Origin of the sequence: Serratia sp. NGAS9, from assembly GCF_009905295.1 — a bacterium.
Classification (GTDB): Bacteria; Pseudomonadota; Gammaproteobacteria; order Enterobacterales; family Enterobacteriaceae; genus Serratia; species Serratia bockelmannii.
In genome coordinates this window covers 4581739-4596019 of the sequence record NZ_CP047605.1, presented here as the reverse complement: position 1 = coordinate 4596019, position 14281 = coordinate 4581739, and the positions used below count along the sequence as shown (strand labels likewise).

General features: G+C 54.9%; 16 protein-coding genes. All 16 read left to right on the top strand.

Going from position 1 to position 14281, the window contains the following annotated elements; all coding sequences use genetic code 11:
- Positions 1–6 precede the first annotated feature (6 nt).
- The 16 genes from tldD (at position 7) to GUC32_RS21815 (ending at position 14280) form a co-directional block, all read left to right on the top strand.
- Positions 7–1452 carry a metalloprotease TldD gene (gene tldD / locus GUC32_RS21890; RefSeq protein ID WP_169540443.1) on the top strand — a complete coding sequence of 482 codons (1446 nt, stop codon included), beginning with the start codon at positions 7–9 and terminating at the stop codon, positions 1450–1452.
- Between the two features lie 105 nt (positions 1453–1557).
- Positions 1558–2322, top strand: coding sequence for a CDP-diacylglycerol diphosphatase (locus GUC32_RS21885; RefSeq protein ID WP_025304415.1), 765 nt, complete (start codon positions 1558–1560; stop codon positions 2320–2322).
- Between the two features lie 473 nt (positions 2323–2795).
- Positions 2796–3185, top strand: a complete 390-nt coding sequence (locus GUC32_RS21880) for a hypothetical protein (RefSeq protein ID WP_025304414.1) — start codon at positions 2796–2798, stop codon at positions 3183–3185.
- 65 nt (positions 3186–3250) lie between these two features.
- Positions 3251–4309 carry a methyltransferase gene (locus GUC32_RS21875; protein WP_025304413.1) on the top strand — a complete coding sequence of 353 codons (1059 nt, stop codon included), beginning with the start codon at positions 3251–3253 and terminating at the stop codon, positions 4307–4309.
- A gap of 66 nt (positions 4310–4375) precedes the next feature.
- Complete coding sequence (locus GUC32_RS21870; RefSeq protein WP_127146314.1) at positions 4376–5101, top strand: beta-ketoacyl synthase chain length factor; 726 nt, start codon at positions 4376–4378, stop codon at positions 5099–5101.
- Entirely contained in the window at positions 5098–5916 is an 819-nt protein-coding gene (locus tag GUC32_RS21865; protein ID WP_025304411.1) for a 1-acyl-sn-glycerol-3-phosphate acyltransferase, read from the top strand. The genes GUC32_RS21870 and GUC32_RS21865 overlap by 4 nt, the downstream gene beginning before the upstream one ends.
- Complete coding sequence (locus GUC32_RS21860) at positions 5891–6148, top strand: phosphopantetheine-binding protein (RefSeq protein ID WP_049204340.1); 258 nt, start codon at positions 5891–5893, stop codon at positions 6146–6148. Before GUC32_RS21865 ends, GUC32_RS21860 begins: the two co-directional genes overlap by 26 nt.
- A 13-nt stretch (positions 6149–6161) precedes the next feature.
- Positions 6162–6413 (top strand): acyl carrier protein, encoded by a 252-nt coding sequence (locus tag GUC32_RS21855; protein WP_025304409.1) that lies wholly within the window; start codon positions 6162–6164, stop codon positions 6411–6413.
- A 6-nt stretch (positions 6414–6419) separates the two neighbouring features.
- Positions 6420–6998, top strand: a complete 579-nt coding sequence (locus tag GUC32_RS21850; RefSeq protein ID WP_127146315.1) for a hypothetical protein — start codon at positions 6420–6422, stop codon at positions 6996–6998.
- Positions 6995–8356 carry an AMP-binding protein gene (locus GUC32_RS21845; RefSeq protein WP_369435431.1) on the top strand — a complete coding sequence of 454 codons (1362 nt, stop codon included), beginning with the start codon at positions 6995–6997 and terminating at the stop codon, positions 8354–8356. The genes GUC32_RS21850 and GUC32_RS21845 overlap by 4 nt, the downstream gene beginning before the upstream one ends.
- Positions 8343–8696, top strand: coding sequence for a hydroxymyristoyl-ACP dehydratase (locus GUC32_RS21840; protein WP_025304406.1), 354 nt, complete (start codon positions 8343–8345; stop codon positions 8694–8696). Before GUC32_RS21845 ends, GUC32_RS21840 begins: the two co-directional genes overlap by 14 nt.
- The gene (locus GUC32_RS21835) at positions 8687–10378 is read left to right on the top strand and encodes a glycosyltransferase (RefSeq protein ID WP_025304405.1); all 1692 of its coding nucleotides are present in this window, start codon (positions 8687–8689) and stop codon (positions 10376–10378) included. The genes GUC32_RS21840 and GUC32_RS21835 overlap by 10 nt, the downstream gene beginning before the upstream one ends.
- Positions 10379–10381: 3 nt before the next feature.
- Positions 10382–10804, top strand: coding sequence for a thioesterase family protein (locus GUC32_RS21830; protein WP_164063459.1), 423 nt, complete (start codon positions 10382–10384; stop codon positions 10802–10804).
- On the top strand, positions 10801–11406 hold the full coding sequence (locus GUC32_RS21825) for an outer membrane lipoprotein carrier protein LolA (protein WP_025304403.1): 606 nt from the start codon (positions 10801–10803) through the stop codon (positions 11404–11406). Before GUC32_RS21830 ends, GUC32_RS21825 begins: the two co-directional genes overlap by 4 nt.
- Positions 11375–13696: an MMPL family transporter gene (locus GUC32_RS21820; RefSeq protein WP_049204349.1), complete on the top strand. Its 2322-nt coding sequence runs from the start codon at positions 11375–11377 to the stop codon at positions 13694–13696. The genes GUC32_RS21825 and GUC32_RS21820 overlap by 32 nt, the downstream gene beginning before the upstream one ends.
- Complete coding sequence (locus GUC32_RS21815; protein WP_004144509.1) at positions 13693–14280, top strand: DUF3261 domain-containing protein; 588 nt, start codon at positions 13693–13695, stop codon at positions 14278–14280. Before GUC32_RS21820 ends, GUC32_RS21815 begins: the two co-directional genes overlap by 4 nt.
- The last annotated feature ends 1 nt before the right edge of the window (position 14281 follow it).

The following is a 14281-nucleotide window of genomic DNA, read 5'->3' as shown; positions in this document are numbered from 1 at the left end:
ACCATTATGAGCCTGACGTTTGTCAGTGAGCAGTTACTCGCTACCAACAAGCTGAGTCATCAAGACCTGTACAGGGTACTGGGTCAACTGGCAGAACGCCGTATCGACTACGCCGATCTCTATTTCCAGTCCAGCTATCACGAAGCCTGGGTGATTGAGGACGGCATCATCAAGGATGGCTCTTACAATATCGACCAGGGCGTCGGCGTGCGCGCCGTCAGCGGCGAGAAGACCGGCTTTGCCTATGCCGATCAGATCACCCTGAATGCGCTGCAGCAAAGCGCCCAGGCGGCGCGCAGCATCGTGCGCGAGCAGGGCGACGGGCAGGCGCATACTCTGGGCGAAATCGGTTATCAGGCGCTGTACCCGCTGCTCGATCCGTTGCAAAGCCTGCCGCGCGAAGAGAAAATCGCCCTGCTGCACCGCGTCGACAAGGTGGCGCGCGCCGCCGATGCGCGGGTGCAGGAAGTGAACGCCAGCATCACCGGCGTTTACGAGCAGGTGCTGGTGGCCGCCACCGACGGCACGCTGGCGGCGGACGTTCGCCCGCTGGTGCGCCTTTCCGTCAGCGTGCTGGTGGAGCAGGACGGCAAGCGTGAGCGCGGCTCCAGCGGCGGCGGCGGCCGTTTCGGCTATGACTACTTCCTGGAAGCCGTCGACGGCGAGGTGCGCGCCGATATCTATGCCCAAGAGGCGGTGCGCATGGCGCTGGTCAATCTTGGCGCAGTGGCGGCGCCGGCCGGCAATATGCCGGTGGTGCTGGGGGCCGGTTGGCCAGGCGTACTGCTGCACGAGGCGGTGGGCCACGGCCTGGAAGGCGACTTCAACCGGCGCGGCACCTCGGTGTTCAGCGGCCATATGGGCGAGCTGGTGGCGTCCGAGCTGTGCACCGTGGTGGATGACGGCACCCTGCAAGGGCGCCGCGGCTCGCTGGCGATCGACGACGAAGGCGTGCCGGGCCAGTACAACGTACTGATCGAAAACGGCGTGCTGAAAGGCTACATGCAGGACAAGCTCAACGCGCGGCTGATGGGCGTTGCGCCGACCGGCAACGGCCGCCGCGAGTCCTATGCGCATCTGCCGATGCCGCGCATGACCAACACCTACATGCTGGCGGGTAAATCGACGCCGGAAGAGATCATCGCCAGCGTCGAGTACGGTCTGTACGCGCCGAACTTTGGCGGCGGCCAGGTGGACATCACCTCCGGCAAGTTCGTGTTCTCCACCACCGAAGCCTATCTGATCGAGAAAGGGCGTATCACCAAGCCGGTGAAGGGGGCGACGCTGATCGGCTCCGGCATCGAGGCGATGCAGCAGATTTCGATGGTCGGCAACGATCTGGCGCTTGATAAAGGCGTGGGTGTGTGCGGCAAGGAAGGCCAGAGTGTGCCGGTGGGCGTCGGCCAACCGACGCTGAAACTGGACACGCTGACCGTCGGCGGCACGGCGTAATTTTTCCTCAAGGGGCCGCATTGGCCCCTTGTTCATTCCCCATTTTGAGTTTTCTCTCGCCCGCGCAAAGAGTGCTGTGCGGCGATGATGCCGAGAAAGATGACGATGGCGTGCTTTGGTGTGTCTACCCGGCGTTGGCTGCTGGTGCTGGGGGTTCTCTCCTTGACGGGGTGCGCCCGTTCCGATGCGCTGTGGGGCGTGGTCGATAAGCTCTGCATGGCCAACTATCAGCAAAAGCGCGATCCGGCCCCGTGTGAGCAGATTTATATGCCGCAGGGGAAAGCGCAGGGCTTCAGCGTGCTGCAAAACCCGCGTTATCCCTATCACTTCATCCTGGTGCCGACGGCGCCGCTCTCCGGTATTGAAAGCCCGCAGCTGCTGGCCGGGGAACGGACGGACTATTTTGGCTATGCATGGCTGATGCGTTACCGGTTGGCCGCCGAGTATGGCGGGCCGGTGCCGGATGATATGTTGGGCATGGCGATCAACTCCGCTTACGGCCGTAGCCAGAACCAATTGCATATTCACCTGACCTGTCTGCGCGAAGATGTTCGGCGTCAATTGCAGGCGGAACGCCCCTACATACAGGAACAATGGCGGCCTTTGCCGGATAAGCTGTTGCGCCACACTTACTATGCCCGACGCGTGATGCAGCCAACCGCGATGGGCATTTACCCGATTAAGGATCTGGCGGATTATTTCCATCTGTCGCCGCAGCAGCTGGCGGAATATGGCGTGGCGTTAGTGCCCACCACGTTTGCCGGCCAACGGGGTTTTATCTTGCTGGCCTCGAAGCGCGGCTGGGACGTTGGCAACCGCGCTTCGGTAGAGTCGCTGCTGGATAAAGAGTGCGCGATATTGCCGCGTTGAGCTCAAGAATGTCTCGCTACACGATGCTGATTAACCGGCCTGTGCAGGTGTATCAGCCATTATCCCTGCAGTTCCCATTTAGCCAGCCATACTTGGCTTTGAGAGCCAGAGGGATGGTATAATTTGGTTACATTTTTTCTTGAGTAAGGGTATTGATTGGAGTACTTTAATGGCCGGAGCTGATGGACATGAATAAGCGCTTTGATGATGTTAATTTAATCGATGTAATCACCGATAGCTTAAATGAATATTTAATGGTTACAAGTTAAACCTGTCCAATAGTTCATTGAATTGCGAGTCTTTCAGTTTTTTTATATTGATTTTTCAGCCTGCCGATGGCTGATGAATTTATTTTGAAATACAGTAAGGTTTCCGGTTAATAAATAAATCGCGGTTTCATCTGGCGGTGAGTGTGCCGGTATTCATTTATCCATTGATGAAAGTTATCAGAATTACTTTAATATGGAGGTTGTATGAAAAGGGTTTCCAAGTTGTTAATCGCATTTTCCGTGGCGGTGGCCTTAGTGGGATGCGCGCGTACAGCACCCGTTGATAATGTTCATTCGACGGTTAGTGCCGGGCATAGTGAGGCTCAAGTCAGAAACGCAATCCTTAAGGCTGGCGCCCAACGCCAATGGATCATGAATGATGTGGGGCCAGGTGTCATCAAGGCGCGTCAGCAAAACCGCAATCACAGTGCGGAGGTGCGTATTACCTACTCGGCAACAGCTTATTCTATCGATTATGACAGCAGCCAGAATCTGCTCGCTTCTCAAGGTAAGATTCATAAGAATTATAATCGTTGGGTACGCAATCTGGATAAAGATATTCAGGTCAGTCTCGCCACGAATGCACTGCAGTAATATCTTTTTAGTCGGGCCAAGTATGGCCCGATAAATATTTTTAGCACAGGACGCTTATCATCGTTATGTACGAACAAGACACCTTTAATGCGCTTGATGCCATAACCGAAGCGCAACGCATAGCTTTCGCTCCCATGCTGTTTCAAACGGCGCTTTGTTTGCGCAATGGGGGGGTGTTGGCCTATCTGGATAAGCAAGGTGAACAAGGCGCGTTTCTGGATGAAATCGTTGCTAATAGCAGTCTGAATGATTATGCCACCAGCGTGCTGTTGGATATGGGATTGAGTGGCCGCATCATTATCTGTCGCGACGAGCGCTACCGCCTGTCCAAAGTGGGGCACTTCCTGCTGCATGACGCGATGACCCGTGTGAATATGGATTTCACACAGGATGTCTGTTACCAGGGGTTGTTCTTTCTGGCGCAAGCGCTGAAGGAGTCCAAGCCTGCGGGGCTCCAGGTGTTCAGTGACACGGAAACTATCTATCCTGTGCTGTCCCAGTTACCATCCCCAGCTCGCGAAAGTTGGTTTGCATTCGATCATTACTACTCTGATGCGGCCTTTAGTGCGGCATTGCCGCATATTTTCGCCGGCAAACCCTTAAGCCTGTACGATGTTGGGGGAAATACGGGAAAATGGGCGCTGCGTTGCTGCCAATACGATGACGACGTCACGATTACGATACTGGATTTGCCGCAACAAATTGCACTTGCCCGCCAAAATGTCGAAAATGCCGGTTTTTCTCACCGCATTGGCTTTCATGCGGTTGATATGCTCGAAGAGGCCACCTTGCCTGGCGAAGCGGATATCTGGTGGATGAGCCAGTTCCTCGACTGTTTCGCTCCGCAGCAGATAATTGGCATGTTGGAGCGTATCGCTAAGGTGATGAAACCCGGCGCTCGGTTGTGCGTTATGGAGCTGTTCTGGGATGCGCAAAAATTTGAGGCGGCGTCATTCAGCCTGAACGCCACGTCGCTTTATTTCACGTGCATGGCTAACGGTAATAGCCGTTTTTACAGCGTAGAGAAATTTTATCGCTACCTGGAAGCGGCAGGATTTGAGGTGGAACAACGCGTCGATCATCTCGGAGTTGGTCATACCTTACTCATATGCAAGAAAATTTGACTTGAAAAGAGGCGTCAGTTTGGCGCGTTGTGCCAGGGATAACGGATACACCACGGATTTGCATTAATGAAATTTGCCTTGAACATTGTCGACTGGCAGGCACGAGCACCCGGCCTGAGCGCCGCGTCCCAGTGGCTTGCATGGGCGCACCAGCCTGACGCCATTGATCCGAGCGCGCCTCAGGCGTTGCCTGATGAATTGCCGATGATGGCCGCGCGTCGCTTGAGCTCCGGCAGTAAGCTGGCGGTTGATTGCGGGCTTTCTTTGCTGCGTCGTCATGCCGTTGATGCAGTGCTCTATACCAGCCGTCACGGGGAGCTGGAGCGCAACTACCGTATCCTCCATGCATTGGCGACCGGCCAGTCTGTTTCACCGACGGATTTTACCATGTCGGTTCATAATTCCGCGGTTGGAAATCTGACGATCGTTGCTAGGCAACCGATAGTATCTTCTTCGCTTTCTGCTGGCATGGATACGTTTCAGCAAGGGCTTTGTGAAGTGGTTTGCTTGCTGCAGGCCGGCCATCAGCGTGTATTGATGGTGGATTTTGATGGTGTGATCCCAGCGTTTTACCATCCGGGGCTGCCTGCGCAAATGCCCACCTGGGCGTATGCCGTGGCGCTGCTGTTTGAGGCGGGGGATACGTTGCAATGCTCCACGGAGAGTGATTATGCAGGCAATGAAATGTCTTTGCCGCAAAGCTTGCGGTTTTTAAGGCACTATCTCGCGCAGACGCCCCACTTTACGATTGACGGAGAACGAGTGCAGTGGCGTTGGAGTCTCATGAAATGAATGCTGTAACCGGATTAAATCGCATCTGGCGCCTGGTAATGACCGGGTTTTGCTTCGCGTTATTCGGGCTCGGCGGGCTGCTGCTTTCCCTGACCTGGTTTAATTTGCTGTTGCTTGTTGTACGTGATGACAATAAGCGCTGCCGCATAGCGCGGCGCAGTATTTCAGCCAGTTTTCGATTGTTCTTGACGGTGGCGAGGAGCATTGGCGTATTAGATTACCGTATCCATGGCGCCGATTGCCTGCGTAATGAACGCGGCTGTCTGGTAGTGGCGAACCATCCTACGTTGATTGATTATGTGCTGCTGGCTTCCGTGATGCCGGAAACGGATTGCCTGGTGAAAAGTGCATTACTGAAAAATCCGTTTGTCAGCGGGGTGATTCGTGCAGCGGATTATCTGGTTAACAGCCAGGCTGAGACTTTGTTGCCACAGTGTCAGGAAAGATTGGGGCGTGGTGACACCCTTTTAATTTTTCCTGAGGGCACGCGTACCGAACCGGGAAAAAAGATGTCTCTGCAGCGCGGGGCGGCCAATATTGCCGTCCGTTGCCGCCGCGATCTGCGTATTGTGGCGATTTGCTGCAGTGAACATTTATTGGATAAACAGAGCAAATGGTACGATGTCCCCCTTACAAAGCCGCTCTTTGAGATCAAAGTACGCGGTCGAGTGCCGATCGAGCATTTTTATGATGGCAAAACACCAGAGCCGGCATTGGCGGCAAGGCAGCTGAACCGGTACCTTTCGCAACAATTACAATTCGTTGAAATACCTTTTTCGGAACTTAATGATGCAAGCGCTTTATCTAGAAATTAAAAATCTCATTATTGATACATTGAATTTGGAGGAGCTGACGGCGGATGATATTGAAACGCAGGCGGCTCTGTTCGGGGAAGGATTAGGACTGGACTCCATCGATGCGCTTGAACTCGGGCTGGCGGTAAAAAATAAGTACGGCATCGTGCTTTCCGCCGAAAGTGAAGAAATGCGCCAGCACTTTTACTCTGTAGCAACGCTGGCTTCTTTTATTCATTCGCAACGAGCCTGAGAAAGAATCCGCCATGACAGAACAACACGCTATTTATGAAGAAGTCTCCGCGCTTCTGATCAAACTCTTTGAAATTGATCCCGCGTCGATTACACCGGAAGCCCGCTTGTATGAAGATCTTGAGCTCGACAGCATCGATGCGGTCGACATGATTGTGCAATTGCAAAAGAAAACCGGCAGGAAGATCAAACCGGAAGAGTTTAAAGCTGTGCGAACCGTTCAAGATGTCGTCGAAGCGGTAGAACGTTTACTGCGGGAAGCCTGATCCATCGTGCAGGGGAAAAGGTTGTCGGTGCTACAGGTTATGATGGCGCTAATATTGTTAGCTTGGCCGTTTTTGGTTTGGTTTGGCCTGCTGCATGACGGCCTGCATTGGCTGCTGCCATCGATGGCACTGATGCTGTTTCTACGCTTACGTCAGCTGCGGCGAAAAGCCGGGCCGATGCATCGCATTATGCAGTACGTGGCATTTGCTGGGGTTGCGTTATGCGTTGCCAGCGCGCTGTTACGCGCCCATCAACTGCTGCTGTGGTGGCCCGTAATTGTCAATTTGGTAATGCTGTGCGGCTTTGGGGGTTCGCTGTGGAGTGATATGCCGTTGGTTGAGCGTTTGGCTCGGCTGCGCGAGCCGCGGCTGCCGCCCGAAGGCGTTCGTTATACGCGTCGAGTTACCCAGGTCTGGTGCATCTTTTTCGTGTTCAACGGCTCCATGGCCTGTTTAACCGCCTTGCATGGAGATATGGCGCTTTGGACAATGTGGAACGGCATGATTGCTTATCTGCTGATAGGCGCGCTGATGGCCGGCGAATGGTTGGTGCGTCGTCGAGTAATGCAGCGAGATGTGCGATGACTCCCCCTCTTTCACTGTCGCAATGGTTAAGTGCATCGCGCTCCGATGAAACGACCATTGCTTGGCTTGGCGAACAGACCTGGACACTCGGCCAATTGCGCTATGACGTATCGATATTGCTCGATCGTTTGCGTCAGCAAGAAGCCGATCGCTGGGCGCTGTGCTTTGAAAACAGCTATTTGTTCATTGTGGCGTTGTTGGCTGTCTTGTACGCCGGCAAAACACCGGTGATCCCAGGCCATCGCCGGCTCTCACTGCTTGAGGAGCAACGGTCGCTGTTCAGCGGCGTGTTAAGTGATGCCGAACTGTGCTGGAGCGAGGGGCTGCTCGTTGTGGCGTCAGCCCAAAAGTCGGCGCCGACGAAGATATGTCTACCGGCGATCGCCGATGACGCCAGCATCGAACTGTTTACTTCCGGATCCACCGGGCAACCCAAAAGAGTCGTTAAGCGGGTCGCGGTTCTGGATTATGAAGCCAGGCTGTTGGCAACCCGCTTTTCTGGGCAGTTGGACGGTTGCCGTGTGGTGGCATCGGTTGCTCCCCTGCATCTCTATGGCCTCACGTTTCGCATTTTCTTGCCTATGTCGCAGGGATTACCTCTGCATGCGGCAATGGTTCATTACGCCGAACAGCTGGCCGCTTTTGATCGTTCTTATCGCTATCTATTCGTCAGCAGCCCTGCTTTCCTCAAACGGCTCGATCCCCGGTTGGCTGCGCCATCGGTCAGCATGATTTTCTCCGCAGGCGGCATGTTGCCATGGAAAGACGTTATGGCGACGCAGGCATGGCTTGGCGTCTGGCCGGATGAAATTTACGGCTGTACTGAAACCGGCATTCTTGCTTGGCGCTACCGTGAACAAGATGACATTCCGTGGCAACTGTTTCCGGGGGTGAGGCTCACGGCGGAGGGCGATGCCTTCCGCGCCGTATCACCGTTGATTGCGCAACCTGACGGGCAATTATTGGATGATGAGCTGCAGTTTATCGGGCATGGCCGTTTCCGTTTGCAAGGGCGCCGTGGACGAGTGGTGAAAATAGAAGAAAAACGCATCTCACTGAGTGAAGTTGAACGCCGGCTGATGGCGCTGGACGGCATTCAGGACGCGGCGGCGTTGCCGGTTGTTCGTCGAGGACGCCAAGGTATCGGCGCACTGCTGGTGTTAGATCGTGAACGGCAGGATGCCTGGCGAGAAAAGCACGGTAACGCGTTGGAGTTGTCGTGGCGTCGTGCACTGTCCCCGTGGCTTGAGCCGATGGCTATTCCTCGTTATTGGCGGGTGGTTAATGAAATCCCGGTAAACAGCATGAATAAGCGCGTTGATACGCAATTACAGGAGTTTTTCAATGACGCCCCATAAAATCGAATGCCACCAGCCGCAGCCTGGTCAAGCCGAGATCACCTTTTCTCTTGAGCCGGAACTGTTCTGGTTCAAAGGGCATTTCGCCGTGCAGCCGCTGTTACCGGGCGTAGCGCAACTCGACTGGGTAATGCATTTTTCCGCGATGTTGCTCACGCCGGGTTTTTACTTCCACAGTATTCAGAACGTCAAATTTCAAGCGCCGTTGTTGCCGGAAAATCGAGTGACGCTGAGGCTCAATTGGCATGAGGAGCGAGGCAGCCTTACTTTCGCTTACTTGCGGCATGATGGCGCAACCCTTCATACCGCCAGCAGCGGGAAAATCCGGTTATGTCGTTGAGTTATTTTCCCTGTGTCGTGATCCCCTGCTACAACCACGGCGCGATGATGGCGCGCGTACTGTCACGTCTTGAGCCGTTGGCCTTGCCTTGCATCATCGTCGATGACGGCAGCGATGCCACCACGCGGCGGGAGCTTGATGCTCTGGCTGAGCAATATGAACGAGTGACTCTGGTTCGTCTGGATGTCAACGCTGGTAAAGGCGTGGCCGTTATTCGCGGTTTGGAGGCGGCGGCATGCGCTGGTTTTACCCATGCGGTGCAGGTCGATGCCGATGGGCAACATGCGATTGAAGACATCCCTGCACTGTTAGCGCTCAGCGAACGGTATCCGGAAGCGCTGATTTCCGGGTTGCCGATATACGATGATTCCGTGCCGCGAGCGCGCCTCTACGGACGTTGGGTGACGCATGTTTGGGTATGGATTGAAACGCTTTCTCTGCAGTTGAAAGATAGTATGTGCGGCTTTCGCGTTTACCCGTTAGCCCCGACTTTACGGCTTGCCGGGCGCGTTTCACTGGGGAGGCGGATGGATTTCGATACGGAGGTGATGGTGCGCCTTTATTGGCAGGGTAACACCAGCTATTTCGTCCCGACGCGAGTGACCTATCCCCAGGATGGTGTATCGCATTTCGATACATTGAAGGACAACGTTCGTATTTCGATGATGCACACCCGCTTATTTTTCGGCATGTTGCCGCGCATTCCTTCACTGTTATGTCGCAGCACAAATGCGCATTGGGCGAAACAAGCGGAAGTCAAAGGAATGTGGGGCATGCGCTTCATGTTAGCGGTGTGGCGGTTGCTCGGTCGCCGCGCATTTTCGCTTTTGCTGTGGCCGGTGGTTGGCGTCTATTGGTTGAGCGCGGCGGCGCCGAGACGGGCATCCCGGCAGTGGCTTGCACGCGTACGTCAACAGCTTGTTTTGCGCCGGCAGGCAATTCCCCCGTATCTGAATAGCTACCGCCACTTTCTGCGATTTGGGCACGCCATGTTGGATAAGGTCGCCGGTTGGCGGGGTGAGCTGAAATTGGGGCGAGATATCGTTTTTGCTCCGGGGGCGGAAGAGGCACTAAACAGCGCCAGTACGCAGGGGAAGCTGTTATTGGCTTCACACCTGGGGGATGTGGAAGCGTGTCGGGCGCTGGCGCAGCGGCAAGGTGGGAAAGTGGTGAACGCCCTGGTCTTCAGCGAAAACGCCCAACGCTTTAAACAGGTGATGGAAGAAATGGCGCCGCAGGCGGGAATAAACCTGCTCCCGGTGAATGACATTGGCCCTGAAACGGCAATGTTGCTGAAGGATAAATTGGATCGCGGTGAGTGGGTGGCTATCGTTGGCGATCGCATTGCGGTAAATCCGCAGCGTGGTGGCGATTGGCGCGTCAGCTGGAGTTCGTTTATGGGGCAGCCCGCGCCTTTCCCGCAAGGGCCGTTTATTCTAGCCGCACTGCTGCGTTGCCCGGTATTGTTGATCTTTGCTTTGCAACGGGAGGGAAAACTGCACATACATTGTGAGGCTTTCGCCGATCCGCTGCCATTACCGCGAGCTGAACGTCAACAGGCCCTTCAGCTGGCTATCGATCGCTATGCTGCCCGTCTTGAACATTTCGCACTGATGTCCCCGTTGGACTGGTTTAACTTTTTCGATTTTTGGCGGCTGCCTGACACCGCCGATAAGGAGTAATGGGTGCTTAACGACCCTCGCTTTACGGCTGACGTTGAACTCACCATCCCGTTTCATGATGTCGACATGATGGGAGTGGTGTGGCACGGCAACTATTTTCGTTATTTTGAGAGCGCTCGTGAGGCGCTGCTGAACCAGTTTGATTACGGTTACCGGCAAATGCAGGCGTCCGGGTATGTTTGGCCGGTTGTCGATACTCGGGTGAAATACCGCGACGTGCTGACATTTGAGCAGCGCATCCGCGTTCGCGCACAGTTGGAAGAGTATGAAAACCGCTTGCGCATCGCTTACCAGATATTCGATGTCTTGACTGCGAAACGGACCACAACGGGTTACACCATTCAGGTTGCGGTAGAAGAGAAAAGCCGTGAAATGTGCTTCGTGAGTCCAGATATTTTGTTTGAACGAATGGGAGTAGCGCCATGAGACTTTTGCCTTTATGCCTGCTTTTGCTGGCGCCGTGGGTGCATGCCGTCACGCTGGATGAGCTTCAGCAACGTTTTACCGGGCAGCCGGTGATCCGGGCTCATTTCGCACAGACGCGTACGATTAAGGACATGCCGCAACCGCTTCGCTCACAGGGGGAAATGCTGCTTGCCCGCGATCAAGGGTTGTTGTGGGATCAAAAGAGTCCTTTCCCCATGCTGCTGATGCTGAACGATTTTCGTATGGTTCAACAGGTGAATGGCCAGCCTCAACAAACGGTTACCGCCGAAAATAATCCGCAGATGTTCCAGTTTAACCATCTGTTGCGCGGACTATTTCAGGCCGATCGCAAGGCGCTGGAACAGAATTTCCGCGTAGGTTTTCAGGATAAGGGAGAGGGGCGTTGGGTACTTCGCCTGACGCCGACGACCACGCCATTGGATAAAATTTTCTCCTCAATCGATTTGTCTGGTGAAACTTATCTGGAGTCTATTCAGCTCTATGATAAACAAGGCGATCGTACGGAAATTATACTTTCTCAACATCGACTGACCCCTGCGACCCTGACTGATGACGAACGCCAACGCTTTGCCGCCGACTAATTCCCGCCGCCTCGCCCTGTTATGGGGATTGGTATGTTTGATGCTGCTCGGCGTGTTGTTGGCGTTGCTGCCGGGCGCACGTTTGAACAGCAGCGTGTTGGCGATGCTGCCCAAGCAGGCGCTGGGTTCCGTTCCGCTCGCGATAAGTGACGGCTTTATGCAGCGCCTGGATAAACAGGTGGTGTGGTTGGTCAGCCCCGGTAAACAGCCGGATCCGCGAGTAGCAGAAACGTGGTTGGCGCAACTTCAACAGTCACCCGCGTTGTCTGAAGTTAAAGGAAAGATGAACGCCGAAAGCCAGAAAGCCTGGGGAGCCTTTTTCTGGCAGCACCGCAACGGGCTTATCGATAGCGCCACTCGCATGCGCTTGCAAAATGGCGGTGAAGCGCAAGCGCAATGGGTTCTGTCACAGCTCTATTCCGCTTTTTCTGGCGTTAGTGGCAAAGAGTTGCGGAACGATCCATTGATGCTGATGCGTGGCTCCCAGTTGGCGCTTGCGCAAAACGGTCAGCGACTGCGGCTGATGGATGGCTGGCTTGTCACTCAGGACGAGCAGCAAAACTACTGGTATTTGTTACACGGGGAGCTGGTGGGTGACTCCTTCGATATGCAACAAACCCATCGCTTGGTGGCGGAGCTCGCGGTACAGGAAGCGTCACTGAAGGCGCTCTATCCGCAGGCGCAGCTGCTTTCTCGGGGGACGGTGTTCTACAGCGACTACGCCAGCCAGCAAGCGAAGCGGGATATCGCCACCCTCGGCGCTGCCACGATCCTGGGCGTGGTTCTGTTAATTATCGTGGTCTTTCGTTCATTGCGACCGTTGCTGTTGTGTCTACTTTCTCTCAGCGTCGGAGCATTGGCGGGGACGGTGGCCACGTTGGTGCTGTATGGCGAACTGCACCTGATGACGTTGGTGATGAGCATGAGCATCATCGGGATTTCTGCCGATTATACGCTCTACTATCTGACCGAACGCATGGTGCATGGCGCGGTCATGTCGCCCTGGCAAAGCCTGACGAAGGTTGGCAAAGCGCTTTTGTTGGCATTGTTGACGACGGTGGCGGCCTATCTAATCATGATGTTGGCTCCTTTCCCCGGCATTCGCCAGATGGCCGTGTTTGCCGCCATCGGACTTAGCGCATCGTGCCTGACCGTATTTTTTTGGCATCCCTGGTTGTGCCGCGGCTTACCGGTGCGGCCGGTTCCGGCGATGGGGGTGATGCTGCGTTGGTTGGCGGCCTGGCGGCGCAATAAAGCAGTGCGCGTAGGGGTGCCGACGGCCTTGGCTCTGCTGTCAATGGCTGGGATTGCCACGTTGCGTGTGAATGATGATATTTCCCAACTGCAGGCGTTGCCGTCTTCACTGCTGGCGCAGGAGAACAAGATTAGCCGATTGATCGGGCAAAACGTCGATCAAAAATGGTTCGTGGTCTATGGCGCTACTCCAGAACAGACGCTGCGGCGGTTGGAAACTTTCCTGCCGCACCTGGAGCGAGCGCAACATGAGGGAATGATTAGCCATTTCCGCGCGATCCCCCTTAATTCGCTGGCGCGCCAAGAGCAGGATTTACGTCTGCTGCGTGACGCGGCACCAACCGTGCTTCTTGCGCTAAAAAATGCGGGGCTTGATATGGCTAACCCCGATCTGAACGCAATGCCGGTTTCCGTACCCACATGGCTGGAAAGCAGCATCAGCGAAGGTTGGCGTTTGTTGTGGCTGACTCTGCCCAACGGCCAGAGTGGGGCGCTGGTTCCCGTCGATGGTGTAACGTCAGGCAATCAATTGGGAGAGCTGGCGGACAAGCAGGCCGGTGTGGCATGGGTGGACCGCAAACAGTCTTTTGATTCGCTCTTCGCGCTCTACCGTTCCGTATTGACGGGGTTGTTGGGTATCGCGTTGGTTGTGATCGCCTGTGGCGCGATGGTTCGCCAAGGGTGGCGTAAAGGGCTTGTCAGCCTGATACCGTCCCTGTTGTCGCTGGGATGTGGGTTGGCTGTGCTCTCGTTTTGCGGGTATAGCGTAAACCTATTCTCGCTGTTGGCATTAGTGCTGGTATTGGGCATTGGCATCAATTACACACTGTTTTTCAGTAACCCGCAGGGGACGCCGCTGACTTCGCTGCTAGCCATTACGTTGGCGATGATGACGACTTTGCTAACGCTTGGCATGTTGTTGTTCAGTGACACGCAGGCAATCAGCTGTTTCGGAATTGTTTTGGTCAGCGGAATTTTCGTCGCCTGGCTACTTTCACCACTGGCGATGCCAAATAAAAAAAGAGAAAAAAGATGATGGTACGTAATTGCTGGCGATTCGCTGCGCTGCTCGTTGTGATGGGGATAGCCGGCTGCAGCCATTCGATTGCTCCGGGGAATGACACGTTCCCACAGGCCTGGCTAGAACCGGGCACCCGCGTGGTGTTGCCTGCGCCTGGTTTGTCACCTGCGATCGATAAGCAGCAACTGCTGACCGGTACTTTCAACGGCAAAAGCCAGTCGCTGTTGGTCATGTTGCATGCTGATGAGCAGAAAATCACCCTCGCCGGGCTTTCCTCCGTGGGAATTCGGCTGTTTAAGCTTACCTATGATGAGAATGGGTTACACGCCGAGCAATCTATCATCGTTCCTCAATTACCACCGGCAAGCCAGGTGTTGGCCGATGTCATGCTTAGCCTTTGGCCGCTTGAAACTTGGCGGGCGCGGCTGCCGAATGGCTGGACGATCGTCGATAAGGGTAATCAGCGCGAGCTGCGCAACGCCAGCGGCAAGCTGGTGACCGAGATCGCCTATCTTCAGCGTAATGGCCTGCGAGAGCCGATTAGCATTCAACAACATGCTTTTAAATACCAAATCACCATTCAATACCTGGGTGAATAAC